The sequence below is a fragment of the Mesorhizobium sp. CA6 genome, assembly GCF_020165035.1.
In the GTDB taxonomy this organism is placed as follows: domain Bacteria; phylum Pseudomonadota; class Alphaproteobacteria; order Rhizobiales; family Rhizobiaceae; genus Mesorhizobium.
The window spans coordinates 213,597-229,271 of sequence record NZ_JAIUHI010000010.1; the positions used below are offsets into that span (position 1 = coordinate 213,597).

The window sequence follows — 15,675 nt, forward strand, 5'->3', positions numbered from 1 at the left end:
TGAAGCTGAATCGGCAATAGTTGATGAATATCGACCAATATAAGTCAATATGCGAATTGACTTACTTTCAATGCGGCGTCATTAAGATAACCGACGCGAATCTCAGAGCCTTTCCTGAACGAAATCCGCGCGATGCCCGATCCACAAAAAAGGGCGCAGTTTTAGAAACAACTCTCGTTGGGGCCTTAGCACTATGGAAATCGTCGAAACACCTTCGAAAAACGGTGACGCGCTGATCGAGCTGACCGCCGATGTCGTCGCCGCCTATGTCAGCAACAATCCGGTGCCTGTTGGGGAACTGCCGAACCTTATCGCCGACGTCCATGCCGCGTTGGGCCGCGTCGGGGGCTCGTCGGAGCAGCCGTCGGCTGAGAAGCAGAAGCCGGCCGTCAATCCGAAGCGCTCGGTCCATGACGACTACATCGTCTGTCTCGAGGACGGCAAGAAGTTCAAGTCGCTGAAGCGGCATCTGATGACCCACTACAATCTCACGCCGGAAGAGTATCGTGAGAAGTGGGGCCTGGACGCCAACTATCCGATGGTCGCCCCCAATTACGCTGCCGCCCGCTCGCAGCTCGCCAAGAAGATGGGTCTGGGCCGCAAGCGCAAGGGCCGTTGATAGGTCCCAGCTCGTCAAGCAGTTCGACGGCGCCCTTACGGCGCCGTTTTGCTTTCCTGACGGGAGCGATATCGGCCGGATCAGGCCGTCTGCTTCAGCGCCGCTTCCGCATCGCGCTTGATGCGCTTGACCATCGAACGCAGGCCGTTGGCGCGCTGCGGCGACAGATGCTCGTCAAGGCCGAGCTCCTTCAGGGTCGCTTCGGCGTCCGTGTTCTGGATTTCGCTTGCCCGCCGGCCAGAAAACAGCGCCAGCATGATGGCGACGAGGCCGCGCACGATATGGGCGTCCGAATCGCCCTGGAAGCCGATCACCGGATCGGCGCCCGCTCCCTGCTTGGTGGTGAGCCACACCTGGCTCACACAGCCAGGCACCTTGTTCGCAGCCGTGCGCTCCTCATCAGGGAAAGGCGGCAGGCTCTCGCCGAGCTCGATCACATAGCGATAACGGTCCTCCCACTCGTCGAGCAGGGAAAAGTCGTCGCGGATGGTCTGAATCGAGGTGGCCATTGCCCGCATATAGTGGCCCGACACGGCCGCGTCACGGAAAAAGAAAGACGCCGCGGGCGTCGAGAGGTCGGACGGGGCCCACGGCGTTAGAGCAATTCTGGGAAACGTGCGTAGGCGGTTTTGCGCCAGGAATTGCGCTAAAATTAAAGTGCCGAGCGAACAGCCGGAAAGAACTCAGTTCTTGGCCGTCAACTTCACCGGAATGTTGACCTTGGTCGGCAACACGATGTCCTCGGCGACGCTGCCGGTGGTCGTGACGGAGCCATCCGCGACCTTCGTTTCGGGCGTGCCTACCTGCCCGGACTGCCCGGACTGCTTGTCGTCGATCATGGCCGCGGCGATCTTGGCCGTTTCCTTGGCGCGAACGGTGATGGTGTACATGGCCGATTTGCCGGTCTCGCAGACATCGGGCTTGCGCTCGCAGAGCCCTGCAATGTCGCCGACCGCCTCGCGCGCCGCAAACAGCGCCTGGATCGGTCCGACGCTCTGCTGGCCGTTCTCGCCCGGGCCGACGCCGAGCGGCAGCGCCAGCAGCACCAGCGAAAACCAGAAAGCCATCCTGATCAGAAAGCCCATCTTACTTGCCTCTCATCGGGGATGGAATGATGCATCCATCCGTGACGGATCACGCATCCATCGGCATGACCTCTTTTATGGCACAATAGTGGCATGGTCACGCAAAGGACGGCTTGCATCGAAGCCGCGAATTTTCCTCAAATTTTAGGCAAATTCGAAAGGATCGGTTTTGACATGGGCTTGTGTCGAATCTCATCCATACCGTTAACTTTATGATAACCATATATCGCGTTGTTATCAAACAACTTTATTCCAGGCAGAACTTAGCCGGTTCAAGTTTCGGCCCGTTTTGGCACAGGCCTTGCGGCTAACCCGCCGTTTACCATGGCGCCAACTCGGCATGCTTTGCCGGGCTGGCATCACAATATTTGCCTTGGCGCGGTCGCCGGCTTCGCCAGCCTTATCCATTCCTTAAACGCTGGATGCGAGTTTCAAGCCAATTGATGAGTCACCTGCCAGGCAGGCGTTTTTCACGACCGGGTACGCGTGCGTTGAGTTCTATTTCAGCCAGATACGTTCAATTGCCTGGCGCGGTTTCCGCCGGCTGCGAACGCATGGTTCACCCGACCGTGACGGGTGAGGCGGAACGCCTGCGCCAGCGCCGCTTCATCGGCGTCATGCTCGCCGCGCCTTTCCTTGCCGCGGGCGCCGCGGTCACGCTGGTCACTTCAAGTCTCGGCGCTGCCGTCACGATAGCCGCGATCTTTGCCGCTTTCGGCCTGTGCTGGTTCGCGGCGCTTCTGGTGGCGGCCACCGGCCATGTGGCGCTTGCCGGCCGCATGGCGGTCGTGTTGGGTGGGCTTGCCCTAGCCGGCGCTATCGCTGCGGCGGGCGGATTGGCCTCGCCGGCGGCACTCCTTGCTGTCGCATTGCCGGTTGAAAGCTGGTGGGTCTCAGGATCGCGGCGCGCCGCGCTGACGGGCGCGCTGGCGGCGCTTGCCGCTATCGTGCTGCAGCCCTTTGCTGGGCAGTTGCTGCCGTTCGGCGAGATCGCCACCTGGCATTGGCTGCTGCCGCTCGCCTGGGCGCTGACGCTGTTGCCGCGCGCCGCCGCCTTCGCCAGCCCGGCCGGCTTGCGGTCGGCGGAGCCTGCCGGCGATCGTCTCGAGGACGTCATCGACGCCGTCGTGCTCCGCCTCGGGCGCCAGGGCGAAGTGGTCGACGCGTCCGCCAAGACGCGTTCGATCCTGAAATTGGCGCCCGAGCTTCTGCTCGGCACCGGCCTGTTCGACCGCATCCATCTTTCCGACCGCGTCGCTTATCTCACCGCTCTGGCCGACATGCGCGAGGGTGCGCCGAAGCGCCGGCTTGATCTGCGCATCCGCTTGCCGCGCGAGGGATCTGGCGCGGTCGACAATTTCCGACCGTTCAGCCTCGAGCTGCTGCGCGGCGCGGTCGACCGCGACGTCTTCACCCTGGTTCTGCGCGAAAATGACGATGTCGCAGCACTTCGCGAGGAGCTTGCGCAGGCGAGGGAAGCCGCTGCGGCTGCCGAAGTGGCCAAGGGCCGCTTTCTGGCGGTGGTCAGCCACGAGCTGCGCACGCCGCTCAATGCGATCCTCGGCTTTTCCGACATGCTCCTGCATGAGATGTTCGGGTCCTTCAAGGATCCGCGTCAGAAGGAATATGTCGGCCTGGTCAGGGAGTCCGGCCAGCATCTGCTGTCCGTCGTCACCTCGATCCTCGATGTTTCGCGCATCGAGGCGGGCGCCTATGCGACCGAGCTGGAGCCGTTCCGCTTTGTCGAGGCCGTCGACATGTGCCGCTCGATGATGCGACCGCTGGCCGACGCCAAGAGCATAGTTCTTGCCACGCAGATTGCCCCGGATGCGGGCGAGATCAATGCCGACCGCCGGGCGGTCCAGCAGATTCTGATCAATCTCGCCTCGAACGCGGTGAAGTTCACGCCCGATGGCGGCAGCGTGGTGATCGGCGCCAAGCGCGTCGGCTCGCACCTGCATTTCTGGGTGAGCGATACCGGTATCGGCATTGCCGAGGAGGACATGGCCAATCTCGGCAAGCCGTTCATGCAGATCCAGAACGATTACACGCGCCGTTTCGAGGGAACCGGACTCGGCCTGTCGCTGGTCAAGGGCCTAGTGGCGCTGCACGAGGGTACGATGTCGATCGAGAGCGCGCCGGGTGAGGGCACCACGGTGACGATCGGCCTGCCGGTGAACGGGCCGAAGCGGCGATCCGGTGCGCCATCCGGCGTGCTGGCCATGCCGGCGGCCAAGCCGAAGGGGGACGCAAATGGGGAGAGGAATGGCTCGCTCCGCAAAACGGCCTAAGGTGGTCGAATCCGAGCGCGGCGTTCTTGCCGAGGGCGCGGTTGCCGTCGGTCAACTGATCGCCAGCAATCCGGTTCTGGTCGGCGGCTCGACCGCTTTCCTGGTGACGCTGTTCTACGTCTCGGCCAACGCGCTCTGGTATCAGCCTTTTCCGCATACCGGAGCCTTCTTCGCCACCCGAAGCATCGAGAACTTCCCGCATACCGTCTCCGACGAACCGGAGACCACCATCAACATCGTGCGCCAGGCGCCGGCGCAGCCGACGGTCAAGCCGGACCCGGTCGTCCAGCAGGTGCAGGGCATCCTGAAGGACCTCAACTTCTACGACGGCACGGTCGACGGCCTCACCGGACCGGCCACGCGCAAGGCCATTCAGGCCTACCAGCTGAAGGTCGGGCTGCCGGGGTCGGGCGAGATCGACACGGCGCTGCTCGATCAGCTTGGCGCCCGCCAGACGACGGCGGCCATTCCCCATCCGGCGCCGCGGCCGGCCGATGGTGCAGGCGCCGCGTCTGCCAAACCGCAGGTGATCCAGGTCTCCGCTCCGGCCGATGGCGCCACGCAGCCGCCCGACGCCCGCATCGTCAAGATCCAGGCCGGCCTCAAGGCGTTCGGCAATGGCGACATGCAGCTCGACGGCAAGGTCGGCGCCCGCACCAAGGCCGCGATCAAGGAATTCCAGGCCTTGTTCGGACTGCCCGAGACCGGCGAGCCGGACGAGGCCGTCTATGTCAAAATGCGCGAGATCGGCCTGACGAACTGAGCGGCAGCGATCGTTTCGGTTCTTTCATCCTTGCTGTAAGAAACCGCGCATGACATCCAGGACCTTCCCATGCGCGTGACCACCGATCTCTGGGTCTCGGCCCTTATGCGCCGCGTGTTCGGCGCCGGCGGCTTCGCCGCTGTTGTCAAGCGCGGCGCGACCGAGGCTGGCGCCGTCTTCGTGTTGTCGCGCGGGCGTCTGGGGGAGGTGACCTTCTACGGGCCGGCGCCGCAGACCAGCTACGATTCGGCCAAGCCCGATGAGCGCTTTTTCGCCGTGCTCGGCACGAGCGACGACAGCTCGGCCTTCGATGCGCGGCTGGAGCGGGAGAAAAAATTCGATCCCGACATCTGGGTGGTCGAGATCGAGGGCGGGACCGTTCCCGTCGAAGAGCTTCTTTCGGTGAAGGCCGACTAGGGCGTTTTACCGTTTCATGAGTCGGGAATCGCCATGACAGCAAGAGCGCCGACCGCAGCCGAGGAAGCGCAGAAAGTTCACGCCGCTTCCCCGTTCTGGGCGGGAAACCGGGCGGCGAAAACTTCTTTGGCCGCAAACAGCCCGTTGAGCGCCGCGGGAAAGCCGGCATAGACCGTCATCTGGATGATGGTTTCGACGATTTCGTCCTTGGTCAGCCCGACATTGAGCCCTGCCTCGATATGGACTTTCAGTTGCGGGGTCGCGGTTCCCATCGCTGTCAGCGCCGCGATGGTCGCGATCTCACGGGCGCGCAGATCGAGACCGGGGCGGCTGTAGATGTCGCCAAACGAGAACTCGAACACGTAGTTCGCGAAGTCGGGGGCAATGTCAGCCAGGGCGGCAATGACTTTGTGGCCGGCTTCGCCGTCGATTTCAGCGAGCGCCCGCTTGCCGCGTTCCAGCCGGCTTTCGCCGATGTTCGTGGATTGATGCGTCATAGTCCTTCATCCTCTGTTTCACGCCGGCATATCCGGCGATCTTGGTGTCGAGGACGAGAAGGCAGGCTTGCAGTTTGGCCACATGCGCACGGACACGCTCACGGTGCTGCTTGAGCAGCGCGCCGCGCTCCGCTTCGGTGTCGGCGCCGCGCTCCCGCAAGGCCGCGTAACGCAGCATTTCCCGAATAGGCATCCCGGTCGTTTTGAGCCGGTCGAGAAATTCTATCCAGGTCAGGATTGATGCGTCGTAGTCACGTTGGCCCGATTGGTCCCTGTCGGCATGGGGAAGCAGCCCGATCCGCTCATAGTAACGGATTGTGTAGGCAGACAGTCCCGAACGCTTCGCCAGCTCGCCAATCTTCATCAATGCCATTCTTTCGTCACGACGCCCAGAAAGCTACGAGTTAGAGCGCACTCTAAGTCAAGAGGCGTTGTCACTTTGTCGTGTCGCGGAAATGCCCGGTCTCGCGACGAACATCGGCTCGTTGATTTTAAAATAAAAAACAAACGCTTAAAGCGCGTCGCCACCGGGTTCCTTCAGCGCGAGGCGCTTTAAACCGATCAGGATGCCTTGACGCTGGCATTCGCCGCGTCGCTGTTCGAGGCTGCGCGGCTCTCGATATCAACCGCATCGGAAGCACTGCCGCGGATCGCCCGCGAAAGCGTCTCGGCCTTCCAGGCACGTACCTTGTCCAGCGCCGTCTCGCGGTGCAGCAGCCGATAGCTGTCGAGGAACAGGCGGATCGCCTGCGGATGCGGGAACTCGCCGGGATAGACCGCGACTGCGATCAGGAAGGCCCTGTCTTCGCTGAGGTCGAGGGCACGCAGCGCCGCAAGCAGCGCGACATAGCCCGATTGCCCGGTCACCGAGCGGGCCGTCGCGAAGTCGATCTCCAGCGCATCGGCCAGCGCGGTCTGGAAGAATGCCAGGTTCCCCGTCAGCGCCGTCTCGCGCAACTTCACATAGGTCGGCTGGCCAAGGAAGGTGTTGACGTCGGCAGCGTCGCCGGTCGGGCGCATCATCGCCCGCAGGCGGCGCCGCGCGTGCTCCGCGGCTTCGCCTAGCGCGGGACGGTCGGTATCCGCCTTGGCCACGGGCTCGGGTTTCGGCGCAAGCCTGGTGACCGTCTCGGGCGGCCGTGCCTTGACCAGCGTCGGCCTTTCCAGCACGCGGATCAGGTCGGCGATCGTCGGGTTGAGCTCCTTGCGGCGCGCAATGGCGCGCGCATGCGGCAGGCCGTGCCGGCCGATCAGCGCGATGAGGTCGATGTCGCTCAGCGCGTTGGAGCGGGTGAGCAAGGGGGCTGCGATCTCGACCGGCTCTTCAGCCAGCCGCCGCACCAATGCCGTCGGTGCGTAGTCGCATTCGGAAAGGGCGGCAGCGACGTAGCGGCGCGACTCGACCGAAACTTCGTCGAACAGCGGCAGCGTCAGGTCTTCGAGCTGGGCGATCTCTCGGCGCGAGGGACGCGTCAGCGAGCAGAAGGCCGACACGGCGGCGCGGAACAGCCTTTCGGCCTTTCCCGCTTCGGTCCGGATAGCGATTTGCCTGAAATCGGAAGATGACACGGAGGATACGCCCGATACTCGACACAATCCCGAACCGCGCAATCCGGCCGGGCCGGTTTCGCACCTTCAGGAAAACAAACGTCAAATTAGCCGCGATCCGTTAGCGCTCCGTTAACCCTCTACGCCCCTTAATCAACTTTGGAGGCGTTGCGTTGTGCTCCGGTCAAACCGAGAGGAATGCGCGAACCATGGGCATGGTCCTGTCTTTTGTGCCGCGAGCGGCACCAGTAAATCGAGCAAGTCACGACACCACGACGGCGGCGGCGGTCATCATTTTCCCCGGCGTCCGTTACGAGTTGCATCCGCAGGCCGGTGAGGCACGGCCCGGCGACAGCAGCTCCGATAGGCCGGGCTCTCCGCCTCCTGCCAAGCCGCATCACTGATTGGGCGCCTTTCTCAGTAGTCCTGCAATTCGCAGGCGCCCTGCTCGAGGAAGCGTGACACAATCGGCTTCCAGCTCCCGTCCGGCACGAAGGCGCGGACGACGAAAATGCCTTCCTCGATCGGCGCCTCGACGAAGATCGCGCCCTGCAGATCCTCCGGAAGGTCGCGCCGCACGTCGATCATCTGCGCCGGCGTCAACACCACCGCGTCGAGCTTCTCGCCATTGGCGTTGTGGTCGTTGAAGGAATAGATGTTGTGGCCGTTGCGGTCGTAGACCGAGGCCGACCAGAACGGCACGTCGCCCGGTGCCCTGATCCTGACCAGCCCGTCGGCAAGGTTGAAGCGGCAGGCGGCCGCATAAAACAATGGATCCACCGATTTCACCACCGGCGCGCCGCCGGCCTCAGCGTCTAGCCGCGTCATCTTGTAGAAGTCGGATGCCATCGCCAGGCGCGACCAGGCATCGCGTTCGGAAAATTCCGGCACCAGGAACAGCACAACGATGTGCACGATGCCGGCGCCGAGCAGGCCGAGGATCAGGGCATGCAGCAGTCTACGCATTGCAGCCCGCCTTCAGGATGCGCGGCAGTGTCACGTCCGAGAGGCCGGTGCTCGAGGCGATCGGCGTGTCGTAGAAGGTCAGCACGAAATACATCTTGCCGGAGCCGCCGGTCAGCAGCCAGTTTCCGGGCGCCGGGCGGCTGCCGACGGAGATGACGACGGAATTGTCGGGCTGGCGCAGCACTTCGTAGGATTGCAGCGCCGACTGCCTCGGCTTGCCTGTGTCGATCACGCCAAGCGACTGGTCGGCGGCATAGAGCGTCCAGAAGCGGGCGGTCGGATAACCGCCTTCGATCGTATAGGTGCATTCGCGTTTCAGCGGCTCGCCGGCATCGTCGCGCTCGGCAACGAAGGCAAGTCCCTCGGCCTGGCCGAGCGCCAGCACGCCCTCGCGTGCAACGCGCGCCTTGGAATAAGGGTCGGCGGCCAGTGTCCCGACTTCCGGGAAAGCGGTCCATTGGCCGATGCGGATCGCGCCCACGCCGTCCTGCGCGTTGAGCGCATACCAGACGCTGTAGCCGCCAAGCCCGATGGCTATGGCAAGCGAAAGCAGCGTCAGGATGGCGTTCTTGAGCATGAGAGCCGCAAACAGAGGAGGTTGCCCGGGATATCGCGGCGCGGGGTGCCGTGGCAAGCCGGCTTCACGCGACGGCCGCCCTAAAGCGCCGAAAGCGTCTCCGGCATGGTGGGCGCAACGAGCGCCGGCGCGGCCTGGAACGCCCTGGTCATGTCCCGTAACGTTTGGCTGGTGCGGCTGGAAAGCACCGGCGGGCGCTCGGCCTCGGCTTGCGCCGCCGCTGCGTCGGCTTCCTTCTTGGCCGCTTCCTCGGCCTTGGCCGCGACCTCCGGATCGACCCAAGGATTGTCGAGACCGGGGATCGGCTTCAGATCGATGTTCTGATGCGCGTAGACCATCAGCCGCTGCCAGACCATCGCCGGCAGGGAGCCGCCTGTCATCTTGTTGGTCGCCGTGAAGTCGTCATTGCCGAGCCAGACGGCGGCTGTGTAATTGCCGGTGAAGCCGACGAACCAGGCGTCGCGGTAGGATTGCGTCGTCCCGGTTTTGCCGGCAACGACGATGTTCGGAAGCTGGGCGCGTCTCGCGGTGCCGATAACCGGCACCGCCGCCAGCATGGTGTTCATGTATTTCAGCGCCTTTTCCGACAGCACGCGGTGCGGTGGCGGCGCGTCCTTGGCCCAGTCATAGACCACGTCGCCGGTGCGGGTGACGAGCTGGGTGATGCCGTGGCGCGAGCCGACGAAACCGTTCTGCGCAAAGACGCTGTAGCCCGTCGCCTGGTCCATCACCGTCATGCCGGATGTGCCGAGCACCATGGTCTTGTGCGCTTCCAGTGGCGATTCCACGCCCATCGATTCGGCCATCGCCTTGATCGGGCCGATGCCGAGGTAATCCTTGGCGAGCCGCACCGGCACCGTGTTGATCGACTTGGCGATCGCCGTGAGCAGCGTCACGTTGCCGGCCGATCCGCCGCTGTAATTGTGCGGCGACCAGCTGCCCCAGCTGATCGCGCCGCCGGAAACCACCGAGTCCGGCGTGAACCCGTGCTCCATCGCTGTGGCGTAGACATAAGGTTTGAAGGATGAACCGGTCTGGCGCAGAGCCTTGGTGGCGCGGTTGAACTGGCTGGTGCCATAATCCCGTCCGCCGACGATGGCGCGCACCGCGCCGTTGGTCTCGATCACCACCACCGCGCCTTCGGTGACATTGTATTCCTTGCCGAACTGGCGAAGATGGAACTCGACCGACTCCTCGGCCGCCTTCTGGATGTTGGCGTCGAAAGTGGTGTGGGCGACCAGCGAGTGCTGGCCGGGCTTGGCGATCTTCTTGACCTCGTCGAAGGCCCAGTCGAGGAAATAATCCGGGCTCTTCTGCTCGCCGCGATCGACGACGTCGGCCGGATGCAGGCGCGCCTGCAGCACCTGGCCCTCGGTCATGAAACCGGCATCGACCAGGTTTGACAGCACCACATTGGCGCGGGCACGGGCCGCCGGCAGGTTGATGTGCGGGGCGTATTTGGTCGGCGCCTTGAACAGGCCGGCCAGCATCGCCGCTTCGGCGAGGCTCAGATCCTTGACGCTCTTGCCGAAATAGAAATCCGCCGCCGCCTCGATGCCGAACGTGCCGCCGCCCATATAGGCGCGGTCGAGATAGAGCTGCAGGATCTCTTTCTTGGACAGGTTTGCTTCCAGCCATAGCGACAGGAAGGCTTCCTTGATCTTGCGCTCCAATGTGCGCTCGTTGGAGAGAAACAGGTTCTTGGCGAGCTGCTGCGTGATGCTGGAGCCGCCCTGGACCACGGAGTTGGCGCGCACATTCTCGAAGATCGCGCGCGACAGGCCGAGGACATCGATGCCGTAATGGTCGAAGAAACGCCGGTCCTCGGTCGCCAGCACCGCCTTGATCACGATGTCGGGCATCTCGTCGACCGGCACGGAATCGCGCTGGATGATACCGCGCTGGCCGATCTCGTTGCCGTAGCGATCCAGGAAGGTCACGGCGAAGTCGCCCTGGCTGCGCCAGTCGCCGGTGGTGATGTCGAAGGCGGGCATGGCGAGCGCGAGCAGCACCACGAAGCCGCCGGCGCCCATGGTGAACCCTTCGCTCAGCACCTCGATGACCGTGCGGCGCCAGCCATGCACCCGGAAACGGCGGGAAAAGATGGTCGCCGCTTCCCAGAATTCGCGGGCCTTGAAGCCGATCTCGTAGAGCGAGCTATCGAACCAAGCGTCGACGCCGAGCAGCGCCGAAGCGATGCGGCCTCTTCTCCTCTTGCGTGGTTTCGAAGGACTTGCCATTCCGACTTCCGCCCCAACGCCCTTTCGCCCGAAAACAGCATGCGGGCAGTTTCAGGGTGGCACCCTGTCAAACTATTCGACCATTTTATCACCGCTCACAAGGGCAGCGAAGCCACAGCACCAGCTTTGTTGATCGGAGGTGTGCTGGCCGTCAACGGCCGATCGAAATCACCGCGCTGCGATGAATCGCATACGATGCACCGCATCCGCCTCGGTCGGTTCCTGGCCGATGAAGGAGCGCAGATAGGCGGCGAGATGGCTGACGCGCGCCTTGCCGCATCGAGGCGTCTGTCACGCGAGGTTGGCCCATTCTTGCCGCGCAAATTCATAGACTTGCACGATTATGTTCCGGCGTGCTCTCGACCCGTTCATCTGAACGGCCGGCGCCACGGGAGGCAGCTGTGGTGCTTGGGAACCGCACGTCCAGCATATGTTCGACAGCATTCCATCTAGCGTCTTGGTATCGACGAAGGGCGAAGACGCTGACGGCGAATACCAACATGCCAATTCCGGTTGCCGGAACGATACCCAGGACTGCGACGGCTTTCGCCAGCACGCCGGCGAAGACACCTGCAATGACACTGGCGACGACGCTCACCATCCCCGCTGTGCTCATGAATGACTGCCAGTGTGAGGAATGAAGGGCTTTGCTGACGAGCAATGCCTCGTCGTCGTCGTGACGGGAGTGGATCAAGTATTTCTCCACGCCTGGAGCCGTCTCCACGAAATAGTGCCGGATGCGAGCCATGCCACGTGCGAGGACCATGTCCTCGATTGCGACTTGGACCGCCCGAACGAAGGTGACGATGCCGATGAAATACAGGCAGGGAAGCAGGATCAGACTGAAAAAAACGAATGGCTGCCCCATGCGCGTCACTTGAGCGACGAATGCCAGCGCGACGGTCGCGCTGGAAACGGCGGTCAGGAAAAGGTCTGCGCGCGAATTGGCTTCCTGGATGGTGGCCGACCGCGCCGTCTGCAACACGAAATGTTCGGTCGTGAGGCATTGCAGGGTTTTATCACTGGTTTTGTCCTCGCCCGTCGCCATTGGATGCCGTCAACTCGCTGCCTTGAAATGACGCGGCTTTGTGATGCACCTTGAACTGAAACAATCTTTAATTGTTCCAAAATGCATCCAATTCTTCGTTTCGTAACGTCGCGAGACGTGGGTGTCCGACGATCGTCGGGTTGAACGAACAGATAGAACCTCAGAGCCGGCAGGATGCGTTGCTGCACGGTCGCTAAGAGCGTCGCCCTGGCGTTGCTCGATGACGGTTTAGCCGGGGAGGGGACCGAGCTTTCCGTACACATTGTCGGGGTCGAACGGCCGGCGCGCGCCATCGGCGCCTCGCCCTGCGACGTCGAAGGCAAGGCGATGCGGCAATGAGGAGGAACCGCCATGATTGAGGAAGCCGCACGCGATCTCAGGCGCGAGCGCCGCCGGGGACGCACCGGGGAGGCCGGCAGCGAGTCGAGCCGCCATCCGAATTACTGGTCGCTGAAGAATCCGTTCCTGCCGCAGCCGATCTTTTCCGACGACCAGGTCGCGGCCATCCACGCTACCGCGCTGCGCGTGCTGGAGGAGCTAGGCATCAAGGTCCTGCTACCCGAGGCGCGGACGATCTACGGCAGGGCCGGTGCATTGGTCGACGAAGACGGCCAGATGGTCAGGATCGGTCGCGACATGGTCGAAGCCGCGCTCGCCTCGGCGCCGCGCACGATTCCGGCACTCGGCGGCGACCGCTCCCGCGACCTGACGCTCGAGCTCGGCTCGATGACCTTCCTTGCCGGCTCCGGAGCCCCTAATGTCACCGATCTCGAGCGCGGCCGCCGGCCGGGCACGCTCACTGCCTTCGAGGAATTCATCAAGCTGGTCCAGCATTTCGACGTGCTGCATATGCTCGGGCCTTGCGTCGAGCCACAGGAACTCGACAATCGCTTCCGCCATTATGCCGTCAACCGGGCGCAGCTGACGCTGTCGGACAAGTTCCCCTTCGTCTTCGCGCGCGGCACGCCGCAGGTGGAGGACGGCTTCGAGATGATCCGCCTGGCGCGCGGCCTCTCGCAGGACGAGTTCCGCGCCGGTGCCTATTGCTACACCGTCATCAACACCAACTCGCCGCGCCAGCTGGATGTCCCGATGGCGCAAGGCATCGTCGACTTCGCCAAGGCCGGCCAGGTGCTGGTCATCACGCCTTTCTGCCTGGCGGGCGCGATGGCGCCGATCACGGTCGCCGGCGCGCTGACCTTGCAGCATGCCGAGGCGCTCGCCGGATTGACGCTGGCCCAGATCGTGCGGCCTGGCGCGCCGGTGGTCTATGGCTCCTTCTCGTCCAATGTCGATATGAAGTCCGGCGCTCCGGCCTTCGGCACGCCGGAGCACGTCAAGGCGACGCTTGGGGCGGGGCAGCTAGCTCGCCACATCGGCCTGCCCTGGCGCTCCGGCGGCGGCAGCGCCGCCAATGTCTCCGATGCGCAGGCCGCGCACGAGACCCAGTTCGCGCTGTGGGGCTCGGTGCTGGCCGGCGCCACCGTCTGCATCCACGCCGCCGGCTGGCTGGAAGGCGGTCTCAGCGTCTCGCTGGAGAAGCTGATCACCGACGTCGAGGCGCTGCAGACGGTCGCCGAGCTTTGCGCCACGACGCCGGGCGACGAGGATGCAATTGGCTTCGAAGCGATTGCCGAAGTGCAGCCCGGAGGTCATTTCTTCTCGGCCACCCACACCATGACGCGCTACCGCAGCGCCTTCTACGAGCCGCTGGTGGCCGACTGGTCGAACTTCGGCAATTGGACGCAAGCCGGCGGCAAGAGAGCCACGGAGCGCGCGACCGGCATCTGGAAGCGGATTGTCGCCGACTTCCAGCCGCCGGCCACCGCTGCCGCCGCCGCGGGAGTGCTCGACGAGTTCATTGCCAGGCGCACCGAAGAAGGCGGTGCGGCTCCGGTCTCATGATTTGACTAAAACATAATAAATTCTAGACCTTCGCCCTTCACGCTATACTCAAATCGATTTGCGATCTGGCATCGGATCGCGAGCGCGGCTACGCTGCCGGAATTGGCTGCGGCGCGGAGACATGTTGGCGATGGACTGTAGATGACGGCGCCTGGCGATTTGATGCAGGCCTTGTTCCTGAGGCTGAAGACCGATGAGTCGCTGTCGGCGCTGCTTGGCGGCGCGGGCCTGCTCGAGCAGGCGAGCGACAAGGCCGCCTTTCCGCACGTCACATACGGCCGCACCAGCGCCTTCGACCTCGAGACCGGCGTCGACAACGACAATGACCAGCTGGTCACCTTGCACGTCTGGTCGAAAGCCCAGGGCGAGGCCGAGACACGCCTCATCATGGACAGCATCAAGGCGAGCCTCGATGGCGCGGCGCTGTCCATTGGCCCGCGCGGCCAGACGCGCCTGTCCCTGGAATTCGCGGAGGCGCGCTATGACGAGGATCTTGCAGTCTATCATGGATTGCTGCGCTTCCGCGCGCTGACCCAGGAAAGTGCATAAGGTGTGTTGAGATTCAGGTCAGGCCGAGTCGGAGTCGAAGACGGGCGCGAAGCGACCAAACTGGGTGGCTTCCGAGAACCGGCCTACGCCGGCCGTAGCCTTCATAGAGCGCATACACTTATGAGGGCTTCGGCCGGCGAAGGCCGGCGCGGAGCGTACTTAAAGTACGTGAGCACCGGAGCGCAGGAAGCCGGCATTTGCAGGCAGCCTCACCTGAACATCAACACACCCTAAAGCTGCGCCTGGATCGCGGCCTTGTCGATGACCGACCAGACCTCCCTTATGCGGCTGTCGTGGAATTCGTAGAACACGTTCTCGGCGAAAGAAACCCGCCTGCCGTGGACCGGCAGGCCGAACAGCACGCCTTTGGGATGGCAGTCGAAATGCAGGCGCGCCGCCACGCGCGGCGGCTCCGAGATAAGAAGCTCGATGTTGAAACGCAGGTCGGGAATGGCCTCGAAATCGCCTTCCAGCATGCGCCGATACCCCGACAGCCCGATCGTCTCGCCATTATACTGCACCTCCTCGCCGACGAACCGGCCGAGATTGCCCCAGTCCTGCTCGTTAAGGCAGGCGATGTAGCCCCGGTAGAGATGGGCAATATCCTCACGCGTCATCGCATCCTCCCATGGCCGTCCGGCGTTTCTACACTAGGTAGCGCGGGGCACGGAATCGGCAGGCCGAAAAGCGTAGCGGACCGACTTATTTTCCGGCTATGAATTTGCACCCGGGCTTGAGGGAGCGTTGGCGTCCATAGGGGGCATGGCGGGCATGGATTTTCGATCGTTCACCGTTCATTTCACGTTCAGCCCATATGCGTTAGAACCGTGATCATGAAAAAGTTTGGCCCTCATCTCCGCAAAGCAGTGCTGGCGCTTGCCGCAGCCGGCCTCTTTGCGTCGCAGGCGATTGCCCTGCCGGTCACCGAGCCGTCGGTCGATCGGCCGGTGGTGCTCGCCGCCAGCGATTGCTACGCCATCGGCCAGCAGGTCGCCGCGCAGAATGGCGGCACGCTGGCCAAGGCCTCGCAGGCGACGCGGGGCGGCCAGCAGGTCTGCGTGATTGTCGTTCTGGTTCCCGGCAAGGAAGGCCAGCGTCCGCGCCGCTCGGAAATCGTCGTTCCGATGGGCTGACCCTGTCGTTTCCCAGGCTGGCGGAATCGGCCTATAG

The 15,675-nt window shown here is 63.6% G+C and carries 18 protein-coding genes; 8 read left to right on the forward strand and 10 right to left on the reverse strand.

What is annotated here, in order from left to right; all coding sequences use genetic code 11:
* Nucleotides 1-193: 193 nt before the first annotated feature.
* Nucleotides 194-619 (forward strand): MucR family transcriptional regulator, encoded by a 426-nt coding sequence (locus LB526_RS17325; RefSeq protein ID WP_040991330.1) that lies wholly within the window; start codon nt 194-196, stop codon nt 617-619.
* Between the two features lie 80 nt (nt 620-699).
* Here LB526_RS17325 and LB526_RS17330 read toward each other — a convergent pair whose 3' ends face one another.
* Together LB526_RS17330 and LB526_RS17335 are read right to left on the reverse strand one after the other, a co-directional pair.
* Nucleotides 700-1,128, reverse strand: coding sequence for a SufE family protein (locus LB526_RS17330; RefSeq protein ID WP_224628761.1), 429 nt, complete (start codon nt 1,126-1,128; stop codon nt 700-702).
* A gap of 174 nt (nt 1,129-1,302) precedes the next feature.
* Nucleotides 1,303-1,704, reverse strand: a complete 402-nt coding sequence (locus LB526_RS17335) for a DUF5330 domain-containing protein (protein WP_224628762.1) — start codon at nt 1,702-1,704, stop codon at nt 1,303-1,305.
* Nucleotides 1,705-2,258: 554 nt separating this feature from the next.
* Between LB526_RS17335 and LB526_RS17340 the strand changes: the two genes are divergently transcribed.
* The 3 genes from LB526_RS17340 (at nt 2,259) to LB526_RS17350 (ending at nt 5,175) form a co-directional block, all read left to right on the forward strand.
* Nucleotides 2,259-3,995: a PAS domain-containing sensor histidine kinase gene (locus LB526_RS17340; protein WP_224628764.1), complete on the forward strand. Its 1,737-nt coding sequence runs from the start codon at nt 2,259-2,261 to the stop codon at nt 3,993-3,995.
* Nucleotides 3,970-4,758 carry a peptidoglycan-binding protein gene (locus LB526_RS17345; RefSeq protein ID WP_224628766.1) on the forward strand — a complete coding sequence of 263 codons (789 nt, stop codon included), beginning with the start codon at nt 3,970-3,972 and terminating at the stop codon, nt 4,756-4,758. The genes LB526_RS17340 and LB526_RS17345 overlap by 26 nt, the downstream gene beginning before the upstream one ends.
* Before the next feature lie 69 nt (nt 4,759-4,827).
* On the forward strand, nt 4,828-5,175 hold the full coding sequence (locus tag LB526_RS17350) for a DUF1491 family protein (RefSeq protein WP_224545669.1): 348 nt from the start codon (nt 4,828-4,830) through the stop codon (nt 5,173-5,175).
* A 77-nt stretch (nt 5,176-5,252) separates the two neighbouring features.
* Here the strand turns inward: LB526_RS17350 and LB526_RS17355 are convergent, their stop codons facing one another.
* The 7 genes from LB526_RS17355 to LB526_RS17385 form a co-directional block, all read right to left on the reverse strand.
* On the reverse strand, nt 5,253-5,672 hold the full coding sequence (locus LB526_RS17355) for a carboxymuconolactone decarboxylase family protein (RefSeq protein ID WP_224606425.1): 420 nt from the start codon (nt 5,670-5,672) through the stop codon (nt 5,253-5,255).
* Nucleotides 5,608-6,036 carry a MerR family transcriptional regulator gene (locus LB526_RS17360; protein ID WP_224628867.1) on the reverse strand — a complete coding sequence of 143 codons (429 nt, stop codon included), beginning with the start codon at nt 6,034-6,036 and terminating at the stop codon, nt 5,608-5,610. Before LB526_RS17360 ends, LB526_RS17355 begins: the two co-directional genes overlap by 65 nt.
* A gap of 197 nt (nt 6,037-6,233) precedes the next feature.
* Nucleotides 6,234-7,241, reverse strand: coding sequence for a DUF2336 domain-containing protein (locus LB526_RS17365; RefSeq protein ID WP_224628768.1), 1,008 nt, complete (start codon nt 7,239-7,241; stop codon nt 6,234-6,236).
* 396 nt (nt 7,242-7,637) lie between these two features.
* Nucleotides 7,638-8,186: a DUF1254 domain-containing protein gene (locus LB526_RS17370; RefSeq protein ID WP_095766880.1), complete on the reverse strand. Its 549-nt coding sequence runs from the start codon at nt 8,184-8,186 to the stop codon at nt 7,638-7,640.
* On the reverse strand, nt 8,179-8,763 hold the full coding sequence (locus LB526_RS17375) for a DUF1214 domain-containing protein (RefSeq protein ID WP_224545666.1): 585 nt from the start codon (nt 8,761-8,763) through the stop codon (nt 8,179-8,181). The genes LB526_RS17370 and LB526_RS17375 overlap by 8 nt, the downstream gene beginning before the upstream one ends.
* An 80-nt stretch (nt 8,764-8,843) precedes the next feature.
* Complete coding sequence (locus tag LB526_RS17380; RefSeq protein WP_224628771.1) at nt 8,844-11,003, reverse strand: transglycosylase domain-containing protein; 2,160 nt, start codon at nt 11,001-11,003, stop codon at nt 8,844-8,846.
* Between the two features lie 325 nt (nt 11,004-11,328).
* Complete coding sequence (locus LB526_RS17385; protein WP_224628774.1) at nt 11,329-12,051, reverse strand: hypothetical protein; 723 nt, start codon at nt 12,049-12,051, stop codon at nt 11,329-11,331.
* A gap of 174 nt (nt 12,052-12,225) precedes the next feature.
* Between LB526_RS17385 and LB526_RS17390 the strand changes: the two genes are divergently transcribed.
* The 3 genes from LB526_RS17390 (at nt 12,226) to LB526_RS17400 (ending at nt 14,505) form a co-directional block, all read left to right on the forward strand.
* Complete coding sequence (locus LB526_RS17390) at nt 12,226-12,390, forward strand: hypothetical protein (protein WP_224628777.1); 165 nt, start codon at nt 12,226-12,228, stop codon at nt 12,388-12,390.
* Nucleotides 12,391-12,402: 12 nt separating this feature from the next.
* Entirely contained in the window at nt 12,403-13,956 is a 1,554-nt protein-coding gene (locus LB526_RS17395; RefSeq protein ID WP_224628779.1) for a trimethylamine methyltransferase family protein, read from the forward strand.
* A 141-nt stretch (nt 13,957-14,097) separates the two neighbouring features.
* Nucleotides 14,098-14,505, forward strand: a complete 408-nt coding sequence (locus tag LB526_RS17400) for a DUF3168 domain-containing protein (protein ID WP_224544169.1) — start codon at nt 14,098-14,100, stop codon at nt 14,503-14,505.
* 230 nt (nt 14,506-14,735) lie between these two features.
* Here LB526_RS17400 and LB526_RS17405 read toward each other — a convergent pair whose 3' ends face one another.
* On the reverse strand, nt 14,736-15,122 hold the full coding sequence (locus LB526_RS17405; RefSeq protein WP_224606408.1) for an ester cyclase: 387 nt from the start codon (nt 15,120-15,122) through the stop codon (nt 14,736-14,738).
* Nucleotides 15,123-15,338: 216 nt separating this feature from the next.
* Here LB526_RS17405 and LB526_RS17410 point away from each other — a divergent pair, with 216 nt between their 5' ends.
* On the forward strand, nt 15,339-15,638 hold the full coding sequence (locus LB526_RS17410; protein WP_095766886.1) for a hypothetical protein: 300 nt from the start codon (nt 15,339-15,341) through the stop codon (nt 15,636-15,638).
* The last annotated feature ends 37 nt before the right edge of the window (nt 15,639-15,675 follow it).